General features: G+C 71.4%; 24 protein-coding genes and 1 pseudogene. 7 read left to right on the top strand and 18 right to left on the bottom strand.

The genetic code is table 11. From position 1 onward, the window contains the following. Positions 1 to 861 precede the first annotated feature (861 nt). The 12 genes and pseudogenes from AB0B48_RS20595 to AB0B48_RS20540 form a co-directional block, all read right to left on the bottom strand. Positions 862 to 1,899, bottom strand: a pseudogene (locus tag AB0B48_RS20595) (LysM domain-containing protein); the annotation flags it as partial. A gap of 14 nt (positions 1,900 to 1,913) precedes the next feature. Continuing rightward, positions 1,914 to 2,363: a pilus assembly protein TadG-related protein gene (locus tag AB0B48_RS20590; RefSeq protein ID WP_357203839.1), complete on the bottom strand. Its 450-nt coding sequence runs from the start codon at positions 2,361 to 2,363 to the stop codon at positions 1,914 to 1,916. Beyond that, positions 2,360 to 2,827, bottom strand: coding sequence for a TadE/TadG family type IV pilus assembly protein (locus AB0B48_RS20585; protein WP_357203837.1), 468 nt, complete (start codon positions 2,825 to 2,827; stop codon positions 2,360 to 2,362). Before AB0B48_RS20585 ends, AB0B48_RS20590 begins: the two co-directional genes overlap by 4 nt. Next, entirely contained in the window at positions 2,824 to 3,267 is a 444-nt protein-coding gene (locus tag AB0B48_RS20580; protein WP_357203835.1) for a TadE family protein, read from the bottom strand. The genes AB0B48_RS20585 and AB0B48_RS20580 overlap by 4 nt, the downstream gene beginning before the upstream one ends. A 5-nt stretch (positions 3,268 to 3,272) precedes the next feature. Next, the gene (locus tag AB0B48_RS20575) at positions 3,273 to 3,476 is read right to left on the bottom strand and encodes a hypothetical protein (protein WP_124859831.1); all 204 of its coding nucleotides are present in this window, start codon (positions 3,474 to 3,476) and stop codon (positions 3,273 to 3,275) included. Positions 3,477 to 3,500: 24 nt separating this feature from the next. Continuing rightward, positions 3,501 to 4,373 carry a type II secretion system F family protein gene (locus AB0B48_RS20570; protein ID WP_357203833.1) on the bottom strand — a complete coding sequence of 291 codons (873 nt, stop codon included), beginning with the start codon at positions 4,371 to 4,373 and terminating at the stop codon, positions 3,501 to 3,503. A gap of 55 nt (positions 4,374 to 4,428) precedes the next feature. Further along, entirely contained in the window at positions 4,429 to 5,331 is a 903-nt protein-coding gene (locus AB0B48_RS20565; RefSeq protein ID WP_357203831.1) for a type II secretion system F family protein, read from the bottom strand. 4 nt (positions 5,332 to 5,335) lie between these two features. Then, the gene (locus tag AB0B48_RS20560) at positions 5,336 to 6,877 is read right to left on the bottom strand and encodes an ATPase, T2SS/T4P/T4SS family (RefSeq protein WP_357203829.1); all 1,542 of its coding nucleotides are present in this window, start codon (positions 6,875 to 6,877) and stop codon (positions 5,336 to 5,338) included. Beyond that, on the bottom strand, positions 6,867 to 7,667 hold the full coding sequence (locus AB0B48_RS20555) for a ParA family protein (RefSeq protein WP_355004748.1): 801 nt from the start codon (positions 7,665 to 7,667) through the stop codon (positions 6,867 to 6,869). Before AB0B48_RS20555 ends, AB0B48_RS20560 begins: the two co-directional genes overlap by 11 nt. A gap of 2 nt (positions 7,668 to 7,669) precedes the next feature. Further along, positions 7,670 to 8,329: an SAF domain-containing protein gene (locus AB0B48_RS20550; RefSeq protein ID WP_357203826.1), complete on the bottom strand. Its 660-nt coding sequence runs from the start codon at positions 8,327 to 8,329 to the stop codon at positions 7,670 to 7,672. Continuing rightward, positions 8,326 to 9,261: a hypothetical protein gene (locus AB0B48_RS20545; protein WP_357203824.1), complete on the bottom strand. Its 936-nt coding sequence runs from the start codon at positions 9,259 to 9,261 to the stop codon at positions 8,326 to 8,328. The genes AB0B48_RS20550 and AB0B48_RS20545 overlap by 4 nt, the downstream gene beginning before the upstream one ends. After that, the gene (locus tag AB0B48_RS20540) at positions 9,255 to 9,821 is read right to left on the bottom strand and encodes a hypothetical protein (protein WP_357203822.1); all 567 of its coding nucleotides are present in this window, start codon (positions 9,819 to 9,821) and stop codon (positions 9,255 to 9,257) included. Before AB0B48_RS20540 ends, AB0B48_RS20545 begins: the two co-directional genes overlap by 7 nt. Before the next feature lie 796 nt (positions 9,822 to 10,617). Between AB0B48_RS20540 and AB0B48_RS20535 the strand changes: the two genes are divergently transcribed. Further along, complete coding sequence (locus AB0B48_RS20535; RefSeq protein ID WP_357203843.1) at positions 10,618 to 11,295, top strand: A24 family peptidase; 678 nt, start codon at positions 10,618 to 10,620, stop codon at positions 11,293 to 11,295. Between the two features lie 16 nt (positions 11,296 to 11,311). On the opposite strand, the gene AB0B48_RS20530 is transcribed toward AB0B48_RS20535, so the two are convergent. Beyond that, positions 11,312 to 11,941: a phosphatase PAP2 family protein gene (locus tag AB0B48_RS20530; protein ID WP_355004752.1), complete on the bottom strand. Its 630-nt coding sequence runs from the start codon at positions 11,939 to 11,941 to the stop codon at positions 11,312 to 11,314. A 263-nt stretch (positions 11,942 to 12,204) separates the two neighbouring features. Here AB0B48_RS20530 and AB0B48_RS20525 point away from each other — a divergent pair, with 263 nt between their 5' ends. Beyond that, on the top strand, positions 12,205 to 14,514 hold the full coding sequence (locus AB0B48_RS20525) for a glycosyl hydrolase family 65 protein (RefSeq protein ID WP_357203841.1): 2,310 nt from the start codon (positions 12,205 to 12,207) through the stop codon (positions 14,512 to 14,514). 58 nt (positions 14,515 to 14,572) lie between these two features. Here AB0B48_RS20525 and AB0B48_RS20520 read toward each other — a convergent pair whose 3' ends face one another. Further along, positions 14,573 to 15,037, bottom strand: a complete 465-nt coding sequence (locus AB0B48_RS20520) for a hypothetical protein (protein ID WP_357203820.1) — start codon at positions 15,035 to 15,037, stop codon at positions 14,573 to 14,575. Positions 15,038 to 15,217: 180 nt separating this feature from the next. Between AB0B48_RS20520 and AB0B48_RS20515 the strand changes: the two genes are divergently transcribed. Both AB0B48_RS20515 and AB0B48_RS20510 read left to right on the top strand, forming a co-directional pair. Continuing rightward, positions 15,218 to 16,378 carry a low temperature requirement protein A gene (locus tag AB0B48_RS20515; protein ID WP_357203819.1) on the top strand — a complete coding sequence of 387 codons (1,161 nt, stop codon included), beginning with the start codon at positions 15,218 to 15,220 and terminating at the stop codon, positions 16,376 to 16,378. A 27-nt stretch (positions 16,379 to 16,405) separates the two neighbouring features. Continuing rightward, a complete protein-coding gene (locus AB0B48_RS20510; RefSeq protein WP_357203817.1) occupies positions 16,406 to 17,302 on the top strand; it encodes a helix-turn-helix domain-containing GNAT family N-acetyltransferase in 897 nt (298 codons plus the stop codon). A 42-nt stretch (positions 17,303 to 17,344) separates the two neighbouring features. Here AB0B48_RS20510 and AB0B48_RS20505 read toward each other — a convergent pair whose 3' ends face one another. The 3 genes from AB0B48_RS20505 to AB0B48_RS20495 are packed head-to-tail and all read right to left on the bottom strand — an operon-like array spanning position 17,345 to position 18,920. After that, positions 17,345 to 17,728 carry a hypothetical protein gene (locus tag AB0B48_RS20505; protein ID WP_357203815.1) on the bottom strand — a complete coding sequence of 128 codons (384 nt, stop codon included), beginning with the start codon at positions 17,726 to 17,728 and terminating at the stop codon, positions 17,345 to 17,347. Then, positions 17,725 to 18,627, bottom strand: coding sequence for a methyltransferase domain-containing protein (locus AB0B48_RS20500; protein ID WP_357203813.1), 903 nt, complete (start codon positions 18,625 to 18,627; stop codon positions 17,725 to 17,727). Before AB0B48_RS20500 ends, AB0B48_RS20505 begins: the two co-directional genes overlap by 4 nt. Then, on the bottom strand, positions 18,627 to 18,920 hold the full coding sequence (locus AB0B48_RS20495) for a hypothetical protein (RefSeq protein ID WP_112624669.1): 294 nt from the start codon (positions 18,918 to 18,920) through the stop codon (positions 18,627 to 18,629). The genes AB0B48_RS20500 and AB0B48_RS20495 overlap by 1 nt, the downstream gene beginning before the upstream one ends. A 56-nt stretch (positions 18,921 to 18,976) precedes the next feature. Between AB0B48_RS20495 and AB0B48_RS20490 the strand changes: the two genes are divergently transcribed. Further along, the gene (locus tag AB0B48_RS20490; protein WP_357203811.1) at positions 18,977 to 19,621 is read left to right on the top strand and encodes a TetR/AcrR family transcriptional regulator; all 645 of its coding nucleotides are present in this window, start codon (positions 18,977 to 18,979) and stop codon (positions 19,619 to 19,621) included. A gap of 63 nt (positions 19,622 to 19,684) precedes the next feature. Here AB0B48_RS20490 and AB0B48_RS20485 read toward each other — a convergent pair whose 3' ends face one another. Then, positions 19,685 to 20,566: a LysR family transcriptional regulator gene (locus AB0B48_RS20485; RefSeq protein ID WP_357203809.1), complete on the bottom strand. Its 882-nt coding sequence runs from the start codon at positions 20,564 to 20,566 to the stop codon at positions 19,685 to 19,687. A gap of 137 nt (positions 20,567 to 20,703) precedes the next feature. On the opposite strand from AB0B48_RS20485, the gene AB0B48_RS20480 reads away from it, so the two are divergent. Together AB0B48_RS20480 and AB0B48_RS20475 are read left to right on the top strand one after the other, a co-directional pair. Beyond that, positions 20,704 to 21,315 (top strand): dihydrofolate reductase family protein, encoded by a 612-nt coding sequence (locus AB0B48_RS20480; RefSeq protein WP_357203807.1) that lies wholly within the window; start codon positions 20,704 to 20,706, stop codon positions 21,313 to 21,315. 110 nt (positions 21,316 to 21,425) lie between these two features. Then, complete coding sequence (locus AB0B48_RS20475) at positions 21,426 to 22,022, top strand: GNAT family N-acetyltransferase (protein WP_357203805.1); 597 nt, start codon at positions 21,426 to 21,428, stop codon at positions 22,020 to 22,022. Positions 22,023 to 22,123 lie beyond the last annotated feature (101 nt).

Here is a 22,123-nt window from a genome sequence, read left to right as displayed (position 1 = left end):
TGTGAGTCATCATGATGACTCACAGACATCACGCTCTCCGGGATGTCGCCCTGGCCGCCCCCCGCCAGGGCGGCGTGACCAGACCGCCTCGGGCGCAATCGGCGCGACGTGGAGGAACCAGTCCAGCGTAGAGTGGCCAGCTGGTTCGTAGGCGCGGCGTAGGGTCCGGCGGACGCCGCTCGACCGGGGTGGCCAGCCGCGTCGCAGGCGTGGCGTGCGGGCCGCTCAGGTGCGTCGGTGTCGGCCGACCGGCGGACCGTCCGGTACGGAGTCCAGGCCGTGCCCGCCGTCGAACAGCCCGCCCTCGCCGCCAGCGCCGGCCCAGCCCTCGTCGCCACCCCAGCCCTCCGAGCCGGCGGCCGTCATTCCGCCGCCGTGGGGTGCCGTGCCGCCGGAGAGTGCCATCCCGCTGCCAGGGAACGCCGTGCTGCCGGGCCAAGCCATTCCGCTGCCGGCGGGTGCCACCTCGCTGCCGGCGGGCATCGCCCCACTGCCAGTAGGTGCGACCCCGCTACTGCCGGGTGTCATCCCACTGCCGGGTGTCATCCCACTGCCCGGCGTCACCCCACTGCCCGGAGGTGCGACCCCACTGCCGACAGGCGTCGTCACGCCGCCGCGAGGTGCGAGGTCGCTCCCGCCCGGTGCCGCGCCGCCGTGTGGTGTCGCCGGGCCTTCGATGGCCGCGGCCGCCCGGCTGGCAGCCCAGGCGGCGCCGCTCCCGGCCGCCCCACCACCGCCACGCCGGCCCGCGCCACTGCCACCCTGGCCCGAGCCACTGCTTCGGCCCGTGCCTGCACCGCCTCGGCCCGCACCGCGGCGTGATGTGCGGGAGGACGCGGCCAGTCGGGGAGCCGCCCCCGCGGTGGCTGGACGGCGGCGCAGCCCCAGGACTGCGCCGATCTGAGCGCCGACGATGCTCGCCACGGCCAGCACGGCAGAGACCGCCAGCGGGCGGTTCACCCGATCGGCGGGACCGACCCGGGCTGCACCGACCGTCATCGCTGGTGGTTGGCCCGCTGACTCCGTACCGCTGGGTGGTGCCGGGGCCACCCGCGGCGGTGCGGCCCGCTCGGGCGCCGGCCGGGGCGCGGGCGGCTTCGGTGCCGCGGGCCTGTCGACGAGCCGACCGGTGGCGTGCTGCCGGGACCCCTGGTCGGCGGCCTCCGTGGGCAGTCGGAGCAGTTGGCCGGGGCGGATCCGGTCCGGGTCGTCGAGCTTGTTCAGCTTGGCGAGCTGTCGGTAGTCGTCGAACTCGTCCAGGTACCGTTCGGCCACCTCCCCGAGGTAGTCGCCCCGGGCCACCCGGTACACCGGCGCGGGCTCGTCGTTCGCCGCCGAGGCGCCTGGTGCGGCCAGCCCCGTCCCGGCCAGGCCGAGCAGGCCGCCCCGGGCTACCGGCGCTGCCGTGTCTGGTGTCGTCGCGGCTCGGCTCGGCGCGGCCAGGGTGGTGACGACGGACGTTGCGCTCGGACTCGCGTACACCGGAGTGTTGTAGACCGCTGCGGCGCTGGCGGCGGCCGGGCTGGCGATCAGGATCAGCGCGACCGAGCCGACCAGCGCGGCGGCGGCCTTCTGCTGGCGGCCCATCCCGGGCAGCTTCGGCGCCGGCCGGCGCAGGGTCTGTGCGCCCAGTTCGACGAGGACGGAGAAGGCGAACGTGGCCCAGCCGAACCACCCTGCCAGGGCCAACGCCCGCAGGAAGAGCTGACCGTCGTCCCGACTGGTCAGCGCGGTGCCCATCTCGCTGATCGTGGGGAGGTGATCGGGCAGCGGGTTACCGGCGAAGGCCAGCAGCGCGATCGGCGCGCCGACCAGCAGCACCAGGAGCACGGCCAGCGCGCCAATGCCGGTGAGGATCCGTCCGGTCCGCCGTACGACGGACCCACCCGATACGGGCATGGCTGCCTTCCTTCCTACGGTGTTGCGGTGATGGCACGCGCGGTCGCCTCGCCGGTGACGGTGACCGTCTTCTTCTGGGTGAACGGCCCGATCATGGCGCGCTGGTAGGTGATGGAGACGGTCACCCGGATCAGGGTCTCCCCGTCGACATCGGGGAAGTTCACGGTGTGGCCTGCGGTCTTCACGGCGTTCAGGTAGTTGGCCACCGCCTTGCGCGCCTCCGGCTCGTCGATCCGCTTCGGCCCGCCCTCGATGGCGGTGGCCCGGTCGATGGCCTGACCGCCGGCCCGGGCCGCCTCGGCGGCCAGGTTCTGGGCGTGTTGCAGGGTGCGGAGCTGCCCGGCGGCGTCGAAGGAGAGGCCGATGATGGCCAGTACGCCGATCATCGTCACGGCGAGGAAGATGCTCACCCGGCCGTGCTCACCTGCCCGCGAGGGCCGGGCAGCCGACGTGGCCGCCGTCATTGCCGACTCCGGTAACGGTCAAGTGGGGAGGTGAACTCCGCGGTGATCAGCCGATCACTCTTCATCCCGGGCAGGATGCCGAGGGTGATGTCCTTGAAGGACACCAGGCAGCTGATCTTCACCGTCACGGTGGCGTTCGACCCGACCGAGCTGCTGAAGGCATCGTCGAAGCTGGAGGCATTGCCGGGCGACTTGCCGGTGAACGTCGGGTCCAGGTCGTTGGCGCAGGCCAGGCCATGCCAGTCCAGCTGGTCCTGGGCGGCTTCCAGCGCATTCTTCCGGGCGGTGTCGGAGTCCCGGGAGATCGAGGCGGCCCGGGCGGCGTCGTGCGCTGCGGCCTGGAGCGTCTCCGCTGCCACGGCGCTGCGCCCGACCACGCCGGCCAGCACCATCAGCGCGATGAACGCGGGCGCGAGGACCGCCACCTCGATGGAGACCGAGCCCCGCTCGGCGGTACGGGTCATGGCGGTGTCACCCTCTCCACCGTTCCATGGGCGGTCTGCTGAATTGCGAAGTCCACGCCCGGCACCACGGACAGGGACCGGCCGCTGACCGTGCAGGTCACGTCGGTCGTGGTGGTCTCGCAGGTCGGCCCGGCCTTCTCCCAGCCCACCAGCCAGCCGCCGGCGCCCTTCAGGAAGCGGGAGGCGCTTTCCACCCCGGCACCGTTGCCCGCCTGGTACGTCCGCTGCGCGTTGACGCCACTCTGCGCGGCGTTCAACGCGGTGGAGCGGGCGAGGAAGACGGCCGCGACCTGGATCGAGGCGAAGAGCAGCACCAGGATCAGCGGCATCATCACGGCGAGTTCCACCGGGTTGGCGCCCCGCTCGCGGTCGCCGGCCGCGAGGCGGCGCCGGGCGGCGGTGACCGCCCGGCTCCACCTCGGGTACGCGGCTCGACGCACGCCAGCTACTTCGTTTCGGTGTAGTTCGGGATGTTGGTCATCCAGTTGTTGGCCTTGGTCAGGGCCAGGGCGGTGACGGCGATGGCGACCCCGACCAGACCGGCGATGATCACCGCGGTGGGCACCGGGCTGTCGCCGCGCTCACCATCGCGGCGCAGTTCGGCCAGGCGCGTCGTCACCACGACGTGCAGGTAGCTGAGGATGGACATGGCGTTCTCCTTCAGGGGGCGGGGTCAGACACGGGCGATGAACGGATAGAGGACGAACCCGAGCAGCACGAAGACGAGCAGCGCGCCCGGGATGTCGAGCTTGCTGGTGATCCCCTCGGCGCGGGCGAGGTTGTCGGTGCGGATCTGGTCGCGCAGCGAGTCGGCCCGGCTGCGCAGCGTCTCGTGCACCTGCGCGCCCTCGCTGCCGGAGGAACGCATGATCGCGCCGACGTCGCCCAACTCGGGAATGCCGATCTTGTCGGCGAGGTCGCGCAGTTCGTCCCAGGGCGCGTGCATCTGCATCTGGGCGATCCGCAGCGACTCCTGGAGCCGGTCGAACACCCAGCCGTCGCAGACCGCAGCCGCCCGCTCCAGCGACTGCACCGGCCCGTGCGCCGCGGAGAGCTGCAACGCCACCAGGTCGAGGTAGGTACAGACCGCCTGGCGGAACTCGTCGCGGGCGGCGGCAGCCTTGGTCAGTACGGCGCGGTGCGCCAGCAGGGCGGCCAGCAACGCCAGGCCCAGACTGCCCAACACCGGCACCACCAGCGGGAACGGAATGCCGAGCGACCACAGCACCACCCCGAGCACTGTCGGTGTGGCCAACCCGATCAGCGCGGAGAGCAGCACCGACAACGCGTACTGCTCGGGCGTCTGACCGATCAGGGCGAGCTGCATCTGCGGCGGCCGCATCCAGCGGGACATCCCGCTCAGCCAGTCGAGTCGCCGGGACGCGGGCGTGGACACCCGGCCGGTGCCCGGCGGCTGATGCAGCCGGCGCAGCGCAGGCCCGAGCGCCGGTGTCGCCGGCACCAGCTCCCGGACCACCAGGAACACACCCAGACCGATCCCGGCGCCACCGCAGACCGCGAGGGCGAACTGCCAGTTCACGAACACGCGAGCCGCCTCTCGCTCGCGACTGCGGGGCTCCGCTGCGCTGCACTCCCCGCGCTCACGCGATCACCTCGCTCGGGTTGGGCGCCGGCAGGAACCGGGCCGGCCGTTGCGGCTGGCTCATCGACCGCACCCAGGCCAGCAGGCCGATGAAGGCGGCGCCGAGGGCGGCCATCACCAGCTGACCCACCGGGGTGCCGTACGGCCTGATGTACTCGGTGTTGATCAGCCCGTACGCCAGGGTCGCCAGCGTCATCCCGGTGAGGAAGCGGACCGCGAACCGGGGCTGGGTGCGCTTGGCCTCGATCTCCCGCCGGGTGGCCACCTCCGCGGACGCCGCGCCGGCGATCGAGCCGAGCACGTCACCCAGCCGCTCACCCCGGTCCGACAGGTGCAGGATCAGCGCCGCGACCACCTGGTCGCAGACCGGGTCGGCGATCTCGTCGGCGAACGCCAGCAGGGCGGAGCGGGCCATCCAGCCGGCCTGGAGGCGGGCCGCGAGCAGCCGTACCTCGTCCTCGACGCCGGGTGGGACGCTGCCGATCGTGCCGATGATCGCCTGCTGGAGGCCCTGCCCGGTGCCGGAGACGTCCTTGAGTCGGCGGGTCCACTCGCCGACCGCCTCGATCCGGGCGATGGCCCGCTGTTCGGCCTTGCCGACTCCGAACAGCCACGGGGTGCCGGGCACCGCCACCGCCACCAGCAGGCCCACCACCGGCAACCCGGTCAGCAGGAACGCCAACGCGCCGGCGACCAGCGCGGCGACCAGCAGCGCCTGATAGGCCCGCTGCTCGGCCGGCGTGCTGCCCGGCCCGCGCCACAGTCGGCTCAGCCCCGGCCCGCTGCCCGGCCCTGGCCCGGGGGGTCGACGGGTGCCGACCAGGGCGACCACGGCCAGCAGTAGCCCGGCCACACAGGCGGCGCCGGAGACCACCGCGATCAACTCAAGGCTGTCGAACATCAGGTCACCGCCGGGCCAGTCGGGTCTGCCGAGGTCGCCGCCAGGCACCAGCACCGGCCTCGACCCACCGGGTCAGCAGCCGCGCGTCGTAACCCACCCGCAGCAACTGGTCGCGGACCCGCTCCGGCAGGTGCCGGGGGACCGCGCGACCGTCCGGGCCGGGCCCGAAGACGGTGGTGGTGGTGATCCGACCGGCTTCGCCGGCCCCGATCACCTCCTCCACATGCGAGACGAACCGGTGCTTCCGCCCGCCGATCGCGGTCTCGTCCTCGACGGTGACGTAGACGATCAGGTCGAGCGCGTTGCCGGCCATCCGCCGGGCCTGGTCGACTGTCATCTCGCGGCCGTGCGCCAGGGCCAGCTCGACGATCCGTTCACCCACACCGGCGGCGGTACGGGCGTGGATGGTGCACATCGACCCCCGGCTGGTGGTCATCGCCTGGAGCATCGGCACGATCTCCCGGGACCGCACCTCACCCACGATGATCCGTAGGACGCCCATCCGCAGGGACAACGGGATCAGGTCGGCGATGGTCACCTCACCGGCCGGGCGGCCGTCGAAGCCGCGCTCGCCGTGCCCCTCCCGGGCCTCGAAGCTCATCACCGCCCGGTGCCGCTCCCGGCGGCGGGCCGGGAGCAACTCCCGACTCTCCTCCAGCAGCACGTACGGCTCATCCTGCGGGATCTCGTTCATCAGCGCGCGGATGACAGTGGTCTTTCCGGCACCGGCCAACCCGGCGACCATGATGTTCAGACCGGCACGCATCGCGGCGCGGAGGAAGTCGCGCAGCAGCGGGTCGATCATCTCGTCCAGGTCACCTCGGCCGCCCGCGAGGTCGTCGAGGCTCACGTCCAGGGTGTTGTGCTTGCGGATCACCGCGTACGGGCGGTGGCTGACCAGGAACACCGCGGCCAGCCGGCTGCCGTCGGGCAGTTGCAGGTCGAGGGTGGGTTTCACTGTGGAGAGGGACCGCTCGGTCGCGCCCGCCCGACGGGCCGCCGCCTGGAGGATCTCCACCAGCTCGGCGTCGCTGTCGGCGATCGGCTCGGCCCAGTCCACCCCACCGCCGTGCCGCGTGATGCGTACCTGGTCGCAGCCGAGGATGTGCACCTCTTCGATGGTGTCGTCGACGAGCAGCGTCTGTAGCCGGCCGAGCCCGACCAGCTCGGCGGTCACCTGGTCGAGCAGCATGCGTTCGTCGCCGGCGGCCATCGGCGTGCCGGACCGGCGCACCGAGTCCGCGTACGCGGCGACCACCGTGACGGCGAGCCGGGCCCGCTCGGTGTCCTCCTCGTCGACAGTGAACTCCCGGCCGCGCTGCCATACGGTGAGCCGTTCGGTGAGTTCGCGGCGCAGCTCCCGAACCACCTGGAAGTCCATCCGGGCCCGAGGTGGCGACTCGGGCGGCGGGTTGGTCGCGGGCGGCGGCTGCGGCTGCGGCCCGGACTGGTGGTGCCGGCCGTTCGGCAGGGCCAGGGGCGGCGCGGTGGAGGTCACTGCCGGTGGCTGCTGGCGCGGATCGGTGGAGACCGGCTCAAACCGCATCCGGCACCCCCTGCTGCACGGGCCACGCCAACCGGGCCCGTCGCCGCTCCAGGAGCGACCCGATCGGGACTTCCAGCGCCGCCGCCGCGCGCATCAGCGGCCGACCGGCCCGCACGGTCCCGCCCAGGGCGAGCACCCCGGCGGTACGCGCATCGTGCGGCAGCCGTGCGATGACGGGCAGTTTCAGGGCGCGGCTGATCTCGGCCCGCCCGTGCCCGTCGCCGACCAGCAGCAGCCGCAGGGTGCCCGGGGGCACCCGGTGCTCGGCGAAGTCCCGTTCGATCGCGGTGACCACCGCGCGGGTGCCGGAGAGGTCCGGCAGGTTCGCCCGGGTCACCAACAGCACCACCGAGGCGGCCCGCAGCACCGGCCAGGGAGGCCCGGTCACGTGCAGCCGACCACAGTCGACAAGGACGTCATAGCCGGGGGTGCCACGGTCGAGGGCGTCGAAGTAGTCGGCGAAGCGCTGCCAGAGCGGGGTGACGCTGCCGCTCTGGGCTGGGTCGACGAGGCCGGGCAGCAGCAGTCGTTCCCGGCGGGGGGCGTCCAGGTCGACCAACTGGGACCAGAACGCGGTCTCCAGGTTGCCGTCGCGCAACTCGCCGACGGCCAGCTCTCCGATGCCGCGTGGGCCGTCCAGCTGGCCGCCGAGGTATCCGGCGAGGATCGAGCCGCCGGCCGGGTCGCATTCGGCTACCACCAGCCGCCGGTGCCAGGCCAGCGCGCAGGCCAGCGCCGAGGTGGTGACGCCGGGCGAACCCTTCGCGGACACCAGCGCGATGATCGCCATGCTCAGGCCGCCTCGGTCAGTACGACGGCGAGCCGTTCCTGTGCGGCGAGCGCCACCACCGCTGGCACATCACGGGTCAGTAGCGCCAGGTACAGGACCCTGTCGTCGTTGGCCGGGCTGACCATGTCGATGACGGTGGCCGCGAACCGGGTGCCGGTGGCGGCCGTGTCTTCGTCGGCATCGTTGTCCGGGGTGCTGACCAGCAGGACCTTGTCGCCGGGGTGCAGTTCTCGGGCCGGCACCTGGGCGGTCTTCAGGCCGAGCGCGATCTGCTGCTGGCCGGGGCCGAGCAGCGGGTCGTCGGTGACCTGTCCCAGGGTGAGCAGCGTGCCCGGAAGCAGCGCGACAGCGGCCCGTTTGCCGACCACCTCGTCGAGCCGTGCGGCGGGCACCGGGCGTAACCCCTGGCCGCCGGCGACCTGCACGGTGACCAGGTCGGCCGCGCTGATCTCCCGGCCCACCTCGACCGGTCGCGCGACCGCCAGATAGCTGCCGGTGGCTCGTACGGAGGTGACCGCGAAGGCCGCGCCCAGCCCGCCCAGCGCGATCAGGAGGACGGCGAGACCGAGCAGCCCGGGACGGACCCGGCGCTGGCGGACCACTGTGGGCGGGTTGACGGGTGCGTCCACCGACGGGGTTCCGTTGCGCGTCGCGAGGCTCATCTGGTGACCACCTGGAGTTCGTTAATCTGGATCTGCACGATGCCGCTTCTCCGGGTCTGCGGGATCACCCGCCTTGTGGCGTCGCTGTTGGTCCACCAGCTCACCGTCCAGTGCGTGGTGGCGGTGACGTCGTAGGTGTCTGCCTTCGGGTAGCCCTTGTCATAGCCGCAGTCCGGGGAGGTGGAACCCGCCCGGGTGCCTGTGGCCTTGTACTCGGTGCCGGCGCTGTAACAGGGGACCGTCTCGCCGTTGCCCATGTCCCAATCGATCCGGTCGACCTTCGCTTCGATGTAGACGGTCAGACCCCGGTCGGACTCGTCGGCGTAGAGCGGACCGAAGTAGTTCTTCCCCGGGGTTGCCCACATCCAGACGGGCAGGCCGACCAGGCCGGGGCCGATGCTCTTTCGGGGTGCCACCTTCAGCCGGGCCGGCAGCAGACTGATCGACGCCAGGGCGCGACGGGCCAGCTCCTCCGGGTCCGGCGGTGCGCCGAAGCCGGCCGGCGGGTCGGCCAACGACACCACCTCCTGGGCACCCAGGTCGCCGCCGTTGCAGGTTTGCAGGTACCACTGCTCACCCTCGGGGGGTTCGACCGGCCCCTCGGTCAGCTTGTAGTAGCACCCGTCGCCGCTGTTGAACCAGCCCAGGTCCTCGTCGTAGCAGGGGATGGTCCGCCCGTTCCACTGGCAGACGCCGCTCCCGCCGCCGCCCCCGTCGTCCCCGCCCCCACCGTTGTCCCCGCCGCCGCCGGGGTCACCGGGGTTGCCGGGCTCGTCGTCCCAGACACTGCAGTCGGGTTGGTCGGGCGGGCAGCCGGCTCCCGGGTCGGCCCGTAGGGCGGCGGTGGCCGGCGGGGCTGCACCCACCACCAGCAGGAGCGTGAGGCCGATCCCGGCGAGCGCGCGTCGGGTTGTCACGGCCCGGCTCAGCACGGCTGGTCCCGGTGCGTCGCGCCGTAGTTGATCAGCCAGCGACCGTTCGGATATCGGGTCGCGGTGGCGGTGGAGAGGTGTCTGCCGCCACCGCTGCCCGGCACAGCGCGTTTGTCCTTGGCGTAGACCAGCCGGTAGCCGGTCGTGTCCAGGCAGTCCTGGATCTCCACCGTGGCCGGCTTCGCGTCCAGGCTGACGGCGGTCACGGTCGGGTCGGACTTGAACGTCCCGGTACGCATAGCGCCGTGCTCCTTGGCCTCGCGAATGGACACCCGGACCCGAGTCAAAAGTGGATCACCGAGAAAACGGGACAGTTCCGGCGATCGCGGATCACTGCGCAGGCCGGCCGTGCGCGAGGCCGCGAGATAACCGGAGTACGCGTCAAGTGCCGCCTTTTCGGCAGTGCGTCGTTCGACGTCGGAATCGGTCCGGGGTCCGTTGTCGCGGACTTCCGTCGGCCGTTCGACCGCTTCCCGTCCGCTGGCGCAGGCAGTGACCGGAATCGCCGCCACGCCCACCAGCAGGCAGATTGCCGCTCTTCTGAGCTGCCTTCCGCGCACCGTCGAGCCTCCTCGTGGTCGCCCGGAGTGGTGAGGGTTCACCGCCGTCGGGCATACGGAAGCGCGCCCGGATCAGCACATCCGGAGCGTTCATTGCGCTTCTGCATTCACCGTTACGGATCTTCTACAAATTGGGGGTCCTGTGTCGTCCGATGGTGAAGGTGAGGCTTGCGTCGCACCCAAGGGGCGAGCATAGGCTGACGCTCGCCGATGCAACAGAGGCAATTCAAGCGAACACTCAGCGTGATGACAGGTGGTGGTGGCAGGTGTCCACACTGCTCCCCGGGCAATGGGCGAGCGAACTGTCGTTATTGATGGGGCGTCGCCGGGCCGGACGGGTTCACCGCAGTCGCGTCACCGGTCGCGGGAGTGGGACATCGCGGTCTCATCCCGGCATTCGACCGACGTCGGCACCCCGTCGGCGGGCTGCCTCGTCCAACGGCACGCCTGACTCGGAACTGGTCGAAAGCGCGCGTGCGGGCTCCGGTCGGCAGGTCGCTTTCTGCGCCATCCGCTACACCGCAGCGAGCGTGCAATCACGATCCGTGTTCACCGTCGCAGGGGAGCAGTCAGCCGCAATGGAGGAGACATGGCGCTGACCGGCCCCCCGGCGGCCACCCCCGGTCGGGAAGACCGACCCGATCGGAGTCCGGCACCCCGGCCGTCCGGTGCCACGACGGGACCCGCAGGCCAGGCGGCGCCCGCTCCGCCGCGCGAACGACCGGTCGACCCCGCCTCGGCGGTGGCACGCACCCGGGTCTCGACAGTGTTCGCGATCCTCGCGATCAGTCCGCTGATGCGCTTGGCGGCGCTGCGCTACGCCGTACCCCCGGGTCTGCCCAGCCGGAGTGGCTGCGACGCCTGCGGCGCGCCGGTCGGCCTGACCCACCCCTGGCCGGCGCTGGGCCCGGCGGCCCGGTGCGGTCGGTGCCGGGCCCGGGTCGGCCCACCGCCGGCCACCGTCGAGCTGGCACTGCTCGCGGTGGCGGTGCTGCTGGCGATCGCCGGCCCGCCGGGCGGGGCGCTGCCGGCGCTGATCTGGTGGCTGGGTTGGACCATCCCGGCGATCCTCGTCGACCTGGCCGTGCACCGGTTGCCGGACCGGCTCACACTGCCCGCGGCGGCCGGCACCTGGCTGCTGCTCGGCGTGGCCGCGCTCGACGCCGACCCGGGGCACTGGCTGCGAGCCGTCATCGGCGGCGCCGGGCTGGCGCTCTTCTTCGCCAGCACCGCTGTGCTGCTCGGCCGCCGCGGCTTCGGGCTGGGCGACGCCAAGCTGGCGCTCAGCGTCGGTGCGCTGCTCGGCTGGTACAGCTGGCCGGTGCTGCTGTTCGGGCTGGTGCTCACCTTCGGGCTCTCCGCAGTGGTGAGTCTGGTCCTGCTGGCCACCCGCCGCGCCAACTGGAGCACCCACCTGCCGTTCGGCCCGTTGCTGCTGCTCGGCACAACTGCCGCACTCCTGCTGGCGACCTGACCCGCCTCGTCGCTGGTCAGGGGCGGGATCGGCTGGCCAGCTTGGGGGCCGGGCTGCCGGAACGGTTGGCCCGGCGGCGGAGCACCTCGCTGGTTGGGCGGGCCAGCAACGGGGTGAGCACCACGGCGACCAGGGCGCCGAGCAGCACACCCGCGATCACGTCGTGCGGGTAGTGCACGCCCACGAAGACCCGTGAGAAGGCGCCGAGCGCGGCCAGGGGCAGCGCGATCAGGCCGAGTCGGCGGGAGAGCAGCAACGTGGTGACCGCCAGCGCGCCGGCGATGGTGGCGTGGTTGCTGGGGAACGACCAGTCGCCCGGCGGTGGGCAGACGCCCGCGATGATCTCCCGACCGATCGACCGGCAAGGGCGATCCTCGTCCACCACGGTCTTGAGGAACTCACTGCCCACGTACGCCAGGACGGCCGGCACGGGCGCGATCAGGGCGAGTGCCCGGTCGTGCGGGCCGCCGGAACGGCGGCTCAGCGCGGCCATCACCAGCAGCGCGCCGAGTAGCAGGATCACCCCCTCGGTGGCGTGCCCGACGAACCACTGCACCGGCTCTGGGCTACCGGCGGCGGCGTCGACGACGTCGCTGTACCACTCGGCGCTGATCTCCGGAACGTCAATGCTGCCGTTGTCGACCATGCATCACCTCACTTCACGTTCATACCCCGTTCACCCTGGGAACACCCTAGGAACGCGGCAGAGGGCACTGCTCCTGTCGAAGGTCGGGTGGGCTGCACGACCTTCGTCCAGGATTCGCACAGCCGGCTCTGGTTGCCTGTTACAGGAGGACGTCGACATTCACAGGAGGCTTCGTGCAGACCGGTTCGGCCACCGAACAACCGCAGCCCACCGCCGCTACCGCAGACGACGAGACCTGGCGGATCCGGCGCACGGAGGCCGACATGGACCGGCTCGGCGAGACCGAGTCGATCTTCGCGTTGGGCAACGGGTGGATCGGCTGGCGTGGGGTGCTCGACGAGGGTGCCCCGTGCGGGATGCCGGGCAGTTACGTCAGTGGCTTCCACGAGCGGCGTGAGCTGAGCTATCCCGAGGAGGGGTACGCGTTCCCGCCGGCCAGCGACACCGTCATCAGCGCACCGAACGCCGCACTGATCCGGCTCTGGGTCGACGACGAGCCGTTGGATCTCCGGACCGGGTCGCTGCGCAGCCATGAACGGGTGCTCGATCTTCGTACCGGCGTGCTGCGCCGGGAGACCGAGTGGATCTCACCGGCCGGGCGGGGCGTACGCATCCGCAGCACCCGGTTGGTGTCCCTGCCGCGTCGCCCGGTGGCTGCCGTCCGGTACGAGGTCGAGCCGTTGGACACCGCCGTCGAGCTGAGGGTCAGCTCGGACCTGCTGGCCAACGAGAAGGTGCCGGAGCGTTCGGACGACCCTCGGGCCGCCTCGGTGCCCAGCGACCCGCTGACCGCCGAGACGTACCGTGCGACCGGCCACGACGGCGTGCTGGTGCACCGTACCGAGCGCAGCGGCCAGCGTGTGGCGGTGGCGGTCAGTCACCTGCTGGAAGGTCCGAGCACTGTGACGACCAGCGGCGACTGCACCCCGGACCGGGTACGGCTGACCGTGGCGGGTCGCCTGCACCCGGGGGAGCGGTTGCGGCTGACGAAGTTCGCCGCCTACGAGTGGGCGACGGTCGACGCGACGCCCGCCGACGAGTTGGCCGCCCTGGTCGCCGCCGAGGCGGACGCGGCGCGCGCTGACGGCTTCGACGCCCTGCTCACCGACCAGCGCGCCGCCCTCGACGCGGCCTGGCAGGTCGCCGACGTGCGGCTCGACGGCGATCCGGAGCTTCAGCAGGCCGTTCGGTTCGCGATGTTCCACCTGATCCAGGCCGGTCGCCCGGACTCCGACCGGACCATCTCGGCCAAGGGGTTGACCGGCAACGGCTACGACGGGCACGTCCTGTGGGACACCGAGAGTTACGTCCTGCCGGTGCTCACCTACCTGGCCCCGGCGGTGGCCCGCTCGGCGTTGAGGTGGCGGCACGCCCACCTGCCCGAGGCGCGGGAGCGGGCCGCCGAGCTGCGGTTGACCGGCGCGACCTTCCCGTGGCGCACCATCGGCGGCCGGGAAAGCTCCGGCTACTGGCCGGCGGGCACCGCAGCGCTGCACGTCAACGCCGACATCGCCGACGCGGTGCTGCGCTACCTGGCGGCCACCGACGACCAGCGGTTCCTGGCCGAGGCGGGGCTGGAACTGCTGGTGGAGACCGCCCGGCTCTGGCACGGCTTCGGCCACTGGTCGGACGAGGGCGGCTTCCACCTGCACGGGGTGACCGGCCCGGACGAGTACGCCGCGCTGGTCGACGACAACGTGTTCACCAACCTGATGGCGAGGCGCAACCTGCGCGGCGCGGCGGACGCCGCCGAGGGGCATCCTGAGCTGGCCGACCGGCTCGGCGTGGACCTCGACGAGGTGGCCGGCTGGCGGGCCGCCGCCGACGCGATGGCCATTCCGTACGACAGCGAGCGCGGGGTGCACCAGCAGGCCGCCGGCTTCACCGAACAGCCCGAGTGGGACTTCGCGAACACCGGTGACGACGACTACCCGCTGCTGCTGCACTTTCCGTACCTGGAGCTGTACCGCAAGCAGGTGGTGAAGCAGGCCGATCTGGTGCTGGCCATGCAGCTCTGCCCCGGTGAGTTCACCGCCGACGAGAAGGCCCGCAACCTGGCCTACTACGAGGCCCGCACGGTCCGCGACTCGTCGCTGTCGGCGGCCCCGCAGGCCGTACTGGCCGCCGAGGTCGGGCACCTGGATCTGGCGTACGACCTGTTCGCCGAGTCGGTCCTTCAGGACCTGGCCGACCTGGGCGACAAGACCGCCGACGGTCTGCACCTGGCCTCGCTGGCCGGCGCGTGGCTGGCGCTGGTGCAGGGCTTCGGTGGGCTGCGCGACGACCGGCGGATGCTCTCCTTCGACCCCCGGCTGCCGCGCCGGATCGACAGGCTGGCGTTCAGCCTGCGCTGGCGCGGCAACCGGCTGCGGGTCACGTTGACTCCGGCCGAGGCCCGCTACGAGCTGCCCGACGCCGCCGCGGATGCCGAGGTCGAGCTGTTGCACCACGGCGAGTCGCTGCGGGTCACCGGCGCCGAACCGGTCACCCGACCGATGCCGCCGGTGCCCGACCCCGGTCCGGAACCGCCCTCCCCGCCCGGCCGCCGCCCCACCCGCCGCTCAGCCGACTGAGTCGCCCCGACCGGTTCGGGCCGGCGCGGCTTCGTCCCGAGTCGGCGCGGGCTCCAGCTCAGGTCGGGGCGGGACCGCCGGTCATCCGCTCGCGGACGGCCTCCAGCGCCTCGAAGGCGTACGCCCAGTTGTGGCACTTGAAGCTGCGCAGACCGTCGATCGCTGTGTGACAGTCGGAGCAGCGCACCCCGGCGATGGCGTCCGGGATCTCGGTGTTGACGTACTTGCGCTCGCCCAGGATGACCGTGGCGATCATGGCTTTGTCGTGCAGGCCGGAGAGCGCCGACGAGACGATGTCGTACCAGGTGACCCGTCGGCGGCACTTCGGGCAGTCAGGTTCGTCGCCGCTGACCCAGAGCGGGGCGCCGATGCTGCGCGCCGGCATGCCGAGCAGTTTCTCCAGCCGCCGGACGTCCGACTCGGGGGTGGTCCAGCGGTGTCGGCCGGGCAGTGATGCGGGCGAGTCGTACACGGCGCGGAACAGGTCGTTGTCGACCTGCACGGTCTCGCGCTGAGCGGTCATCGGCGTCCCTCCTCGTTGAGTCGGCGCCCTCACCGTGGCCAGCGGTGACCATGGGCGCAGCCGGATCAACGACACGAGGGGGCGGTGGGTCGTCGCTCCGCCGCTGACCGCTTTCGCCTCCGGTGGCCGGCCTCGGGTGGTACGACGGACGCAGGGCGTGCGTCGGCGGGAGGAGCGCCGATGGCGAGCAGACCCGAGCGGTTGCTGCGGGGCGGCAACTCGCCGCTGAGCGCCTCGTTCCTGGAGCTGTTCTTCGACCTGGCGTTCGTGCTCGCCCTCAGTCAGTTGGCCGCCCACCTGCTGCACGACCTCAGCCTGGCCGGCGCGCTGCGTACCGCCCTGCTGTTGACGGGCGTCTGGTGGATCTGGGTGCCCACCACCTGGTTCGCCGACTGGTACGACCCGGAGAGTCCGGCGGTGCGGTGGTTGCTGGTGAGTGCCGCGCTGGGCAGCCTGCTGGCCGGGGTGGCGATCCCGCAGGCGCTGGACGGGCGGGGCCTGCTCTTCGCCGGGGCGTACGTCTCGGTGCACATCGCCCGGGGCGTTGTCACCGCCGTCGGGTTGCGCGGTCATCCGCGACAGATTCGAACGCTGCGCATCCTCTGCTGGTTCAGCGTCTCCGCCGTACCGTGGTTGGTCGGTGGGTTTCTGCCGCAGTGGCGGGTGCCGCTCTGGCTGCTCGCCCTCGCCATCGACCTCACCGGCCCGCGGCTTCGCTGGCCCACGCCGGGGATGGGCCGGACCGGGCGGCAGGAGTTGCACCTGGCTGGCGAGCACTTCGCCGAGCGGTACCAGCAGATCATGATCATTGCGCTCGGCGAACTCGTCCTGGTCGCCGGCCTCTCGTACGCCGACACCGATCTCCACTTCCCGCAGACTGTCGCGTTCCTGTTGGTCTTCGCCACCGCCGTGCTGATCGGTCTGCTCTATGTCACGCCCGCCGGTCAGCGCCTCGGCCCCGCCATCGAGCGTGCCGATCCGGCCAGTCTCGGCGTCATCACCGGATATCTGCACCTGGTGATGATCGCCGGGCTGGTGGTCACCTCCGTCGGCGCCGAGCTGAGCATCGCGCACCCTCTGCGAACTGGTGACATCACAACGGTCCTGTTCATCCTGAGCGGCCCGATGCTGTTCCTCCTCGGGCGGATCCTCTTCTCGGCGGCGATCCACCGGCGACTCTCCTGGCCCCGGGTCGCCGCCCTGTTCGTGCTGGCCGGCGCGGCGGTTGTTCTGCGGATGCCGCTGCTGGCAGTCAGCGCGGTCGCCACCGGGGTAGCGCTCGCGGTGGTCGTCCTGGACCACGCCGGGATCGGCTCGTACCGACACCGAGCTGACGCGTAGCCAAGAATCCTGACTAAAGTCAGGTATATGGACTCGGCTCTCATCGCCGCCGTACGGCGCTTCAACCGGACGGTCACCCAACGAGTGGGCGCGCTCGACGACGAGTACATGGCCCAGGGGCGCCCTCTCGGGCAGGCTCGGCTGCTCTGGGAGATCGGCCCCGCCGGCGCCGAGGTCGCCACGCTACGGGCCCGGCTCGGCCTGGACTCCGGATATCTCAGTCGACTCCTGCGCACTTTGGAGCACGGCGGCCTCATCACCGTTGGACCGGCGGACCAGGCCGGTGGCGACGGACGGGTACGGGTCGCCACGCTCACCGACGCCGGCCGAACCCGGTGGGCCGACCTCGACCAGCGGTCGGACGAACTCGCCGCCTCGATCCTCGAACCGCTCAGCGAACACCGCCGCGAACGACTCGTCACCGCCATGGCTGAGGTCGAACGGCTGCTCATGGGCTCGATGGTCGTCATCGAGCCGTGCCCACCGAGCGACCCGCGAGCCCGTGCGTGCCTGCGGGCCTACGCCCGCGACATCGCACGACGATTCGACGACGGGTTCGACCCCGCACTGAGCAAACCGCTCCCCGACGAAGCGCTCGTCCCGCCCAACGGGGTGCTTCTGCTCGCCACGCTCAACAGCGCACCGATCGGCTGCGGCGCGGTCAAACTCCACCCCGACGCGCCCGCCGAGATCAAACGCGTCTGGGTGGCCGACACGGTACGCGGGCTCGGCGTCGGGCGGCGACTGCTGGGCGAGCTGGAACGGTACGCCGCCGAGCGCGGGGCGACAGCGGTCCGGCTGGACACCAACCGCAACCTCACCGAGGCCATCGCCCTGTACCGGACGACCGGTTACCGGGAGGTCGAGGCGTACAACACCGAGCCGTACGCCCACCACTGGTTCGAAAAGCAGCTGGGGCACTGACGGCCGCGGTCGTCCGGTGATCGGGCGTCGCGTTCGCGGCGGCTACAGCCGCTCGAAGCTCTCCATGCCGGCGAGTTTCAGCACCTCGGTCCGGGTCGCTGGGCATTCCTTGCGGGTCTGATTGTCGATGTCACGGCCGTTGGGCACCGGGCCCTGTTTCTCGTACCAGGAATAGAGGTTCACTGTGAGGTTCGCCATCGCGCCCGTCTCGGACCCGATTACCTTGAGCGTCGGCACCTGGCCGTCCAGGTAGGCGCACACGTCCTTCGCCGACACCGGAGAGCCGTCGGCCGGAGCGGATCCGGCCGCGCTGGTCGGTCCTGTCGTGTCTTGCACCGCAGTGGGCTCGGGCGCGTCGGCCTCGGTGCACGCCGTCAGGGCGAGCACGAGGCAGATTGCTGGTGCGAGCGGTCGGAACGTACTCATTGGATCTTGTCCTCACGGGGTTCGCGGTGGGTAGGGGTTCCGGCGGCGTTCGCGGCGACGAGCCAGAGGCCGGTGGGCAGCCGGTAGCCGACGCCGGGCTCACGGAACCGGTCGAGCAGCCGGGCGACCCCCGCCCGGGCCGAGGCCTGACCAGCCGGCGGAGCCGCCCGGTAGGCGGCACCGGCCGGGCCGACCTCGATGAGCCATTCGGCCACCGCGTCGGCGTCGTCTGGAGGTTCCAGGGCGACATCGCACGGTGTGATCGTGATGGCGGTGAAGCCGGCGGCGGTGAGGATCCGGGTGAGCCGCGCCGGGTCGGCCAACGCGAACGGACCGGGCTCGTCACCGACCGGGAGTGGTGGTAACGGCCCGAGATGCGGTGCGGCGCCGAGCATCGCCGCGGACAGCCACGGGTTGGCACCACTGTCGCGGAAGACGGTCGCGGCGAGGCGCCCTCCCGGGCGCAGTGATCGCCGGATCGTGCGGCAGCCGGCAACCGGGTCCGCCAAAAGCATCAGGGCCATTCGTGAGAACGCCGCGTCGAACGGGGCACCAGGCACGACATCGAGAGTGTCGATGTCGGCCACGTGAAATTGGATGCCTGGGTACCCGTCGGTGGGAAATCGGCGTCGAGCGGCGGTCACCATCGCCTCGTCGATGTCGACACCGATCGCCGCGCCGGTCTCGCCGACTGCGACGGCGATCTCGGCCGTGGTGCCGCCGCAGCCGCAGCCCACATCGAGGATTCGCTCGGCGGGTCGTGCGGCCAGTCGATCCATGGCAGCCGCGCCCAACGGCCGACCGGTCTCGTCCTGCCGATCGGCGTGGCGAATCCAGCCAGCTGCCGCGCCCGCCCAGAAAGCGGCGCCGCGAGCCCGCAGGCTGGCGGTGTCGGCCATCAGAACGGCATCTCGGCGCCGTCGACGCTCATCGAGCGGAAGTGAGCCGCCTTCGTCGGGTCGAAGCCGTCCTCCTGTGCCGCCAAGCCAGCAGCCCGGACCAGCCGTTCGGACTGGAACCGGCGGAATGCCGCCTCGTCCTGCCAGATGTTGATGATCCGCCAGCCGTCCTCCGTCGGCCCGGCGACATGCGCGAGAAGACCCGGCGGTCGGTCCGGTCCGAGGTGTCGTTCCACCTGCCGGTACTCCGCCTCGCTGACGCCGGGCATCTCCTGCAACACACCGAACGGCATGGCCGCCACCTCTCGATAGAGTTAGACTCTATCCAATAGAGCACTACACTGGAGAGGTGGTTGTCAAGAGACGTTATGACTCTTCCCGCCGACAGGAGCAGGCCCGACAGACCCGGCGAGCGATCCTCGAAGCGGCTGGCCGGCTGTTCGTCGACCCGGGCTACGCGGCCACACCGCTGACCGCTGTCGCCGTGGAAGCCGGCGTCGCGGTCCAGACCCTGTACGCGGTGTTCGGCAGCAAGCGGCAACTGCTCTCCCAGCTGGTCGACGTCACCCTGGCCGGCGACGACGAACCGGTGGCCCTGCCGGACCGGCCCTTCGTCGCCGAGATCCGCGCCCTCACCGACCCCCAGGCCAAGCTCGCCCGCTACGCACGTCACCTTGCCGAGGTCAACGCCCGGCAGGCCCAGGTGATGCTCGCGCTGGCCGGCGCGGCCACGGCCGATCCGGACGCCGCCGAGATCTGGCGCAAGAACGTCGACGACCGCCGTCGCGGCATGGCCATGTTCGCCGCCGAACTAGTCGGCACGGGAGGCGTACGCCCCGACCTGAGCGTCGATCAGGTGGCCGACATCCTCTGGTTGGCCCAGGACGTTCGCAACTTCGACTGGCTCGTCCGGCAACGCGGTTGGGCGATCGAGCAGTACCAGCGGTGGTATGTGGACACGGTCAGCGGCGCGATCATCGCCGGCGCCGAATAGCGGAGAGCGCCGGTCATGGCGTGCTGCCGAAGCTGTGGCCCCTTGGCCCGCCGACGCGGCGGGCTATTCGACGGGGTGAAGACCCCGCGCGTTGCTGGCGAAGGAGCGGATGAGTTCCGTCTCGCTGCCGGTACGCCAGATCAGCGCCCACCGGGCCGGAGGAGCGTCGTGGATGGGCACGTAGGCGATGTCCGGCCTTGCGTAGTAGCGCGCGGCCTGGGCCTGCACCGGCGAGACGGCTTCGCCCGTGACGAGGATGGGGATCATCTCCTGGAAGTTGGAGACCGACGGGCCGATCGGGATCAACCGTCCGCTGGGTGTGCGTACGGGCACCAGGATCTCCCGCCAGTAGTCCGGCCGGGCCCCGCCCATGACCGTCTCGTCCGCCAGATCCTCGTAGGAGACCGATGTCCGGCCGGCCAGCCGGTGCGTCGCCCCTACGGCCAGCACGATGGGCTCGGTGTAGATCACCGGGCCGACGGTGAGGTCCGGTTCCCTCACGGGCAGCCACAGGATCTGCACGTCGATGTCGCCTGCGCGCAGCCGACCGAAGGGATCGCTGAAGTCGACATGCCGGAGCTGCACCTCACACTCAGGGTGCTCCTTCGCGAACCCGTCGAACAACTCGCGGAAGTCATGGAGGTTGACGGCGATCGACCCGACCCGCAGCACCCCGGTCTTGCCGCGTGCGGCGAGCCTGGCCCGGTCCATGCCCTCGTGCAGTCCCCGGTACATGGGCTCGATGTCGTCGAAGAGCCGTTTGCCGATCGGTGTGAGTGCCACCTGCCGGTTGTTCCGCTCGAACAGCGCGGCACCGATCCGACGTTCCTGCTTCTTGATCGCCTGGCTGACCCGCGCCTGGGTCACGTGCAACCGCTCGGCGGTGCGGGTGAAGTGCAGTTCCTCCGCCAGGGTCAGAAAGATCTCGATATCGCGGAGTTCCATGTGCCGTTCCCGATCCACCTATTAGCGAAGGGTTATGGCACGTTACCAGTTGTGATCTTGTAGCCCGGTGTCTTGCCGGGCAGGCTGATGGACGTCGTCGCCGAACAGCGACCGGCAGCCTGAACGAGGAGATCGTCGTGCGCAAGCTCGTGTATTACATCGCCGCCACCCTGGACGGCTTCATCGCCGGCCCCGACGGCGCCGACCCGACCGGCCCCGGCGGGTTCTGGCCCATTCCGGACGACTACCTGCGCCACCTCGTCGCGGAGTACCCGGAGACCCTCCCCGGTCCGGCCCGGCAGGCGTTCGGCATCACCGATCAGGGCAGCCGGTTCGACACCGTGGTGGAAGGGCGCAACTCCTACGAGGTGGGCCTGAAGGCCGGTGTGACCGACGCGTACCCGCACCTGCGCCACCTGGTGTTCTCCCGGACGCTGGGCAGCAGCCCCGACCCGGCCGTCGAGGTCATCGGCCAAGACCCGATCGCAACGGTGCGGGAGCTGAAGCGGCACGACGGCAAGGACGTCTGGGTGATCGGCGGCGGCACGCTGGCCGGTGCCCTCTACCCCGAGATCGACCAGCTGATCATCAAGCTTGCCCCGTTGACCATTGGTGCCGGCATCCCGCTCTTCGGCCGTGGCACCGTCTTCGCACCTCGCACCTGGCGCCTGACCGACCACACAGTTCTGGACAGTGGCGCGCTCTTCCTCACCTACGCCCGCGCACAGACCGGAACCGAGACCGCGTGAGGGCACCGCACCCATGACCAACGTCCTCGCCCGGGCCATCAACATGACCTGGACGTGAGCGGCGGCCACGCATCCCGGCACCCGTTCCTGCTCTCCGCGGCGAGGTAAAGGTGCGCGACGACTCGGGGCTTGGCTCTACGCTCCGCACCATGTTCGCACCAGTGAAGATCATCTCGGGTGGTCTGGAGATCCGTGAGTTCGGCCCGCAGGACGCCACCCAGCTGGCGGCGTTCGTGGCCGCCGATGATCGGACCGGACTGCCGCCAGGCTCACCGCAAACCGCCGCCGACGTGGACGAGTGGCTGACCGGGATATCGCGCCAGCGGCTGGCCGGCGACGGGGTGCGGCTGGCGATCGTGGACACGGCCGAAGGCGAGATCGTTGGCAGCATCGGGTTGCGGGACATCGACTGGAGGGCGGGACGTGGCGAAATCGGCTACGGGGTGCGGGCCAGTCGTCGCGGCCGAGGCTATGCGACCACGGCCGCCCGTGAGGTCGGCCGATGGGCGCTCACCGATTGTGGGTTGCGCCGTATCCAGTTGCGCGCCCGGCTCGACAACATCGCTTCTCTGCTGGTCGCGGAGAGGGCCGGATACCAGCGGGAGGGCACCCTGCGAATGGCCGACTGGGATGGCGAGAAGGCACATGACATGGCCGTCTTCTCGATGATCGCGGCAGACGTGGAAGCGGTCCGAGTCGCTGGTTGACCCGACGCTCGCCGGAGCCGTCGGGGGGACGGTCCGTTGTCGGGGGGGGGGGGGGGGGGGGCTGCACCCGGCCCGCCGGGGCGCCCCACAACCCCCCCCCC

The organism is Micromonospora sp. NPDC049089 (assembly GCF_040648775.1).
Classification (GTDB): Bacteria; Actinomycetota; Actinomycetes; order Mycobacteriales; family Micromonosporaceae; genus Micromonospora.
Note: the sequence above shows the minus strand (reverse complement) of the source record. Positions and strands in the feature narration are given on the sequence as shown.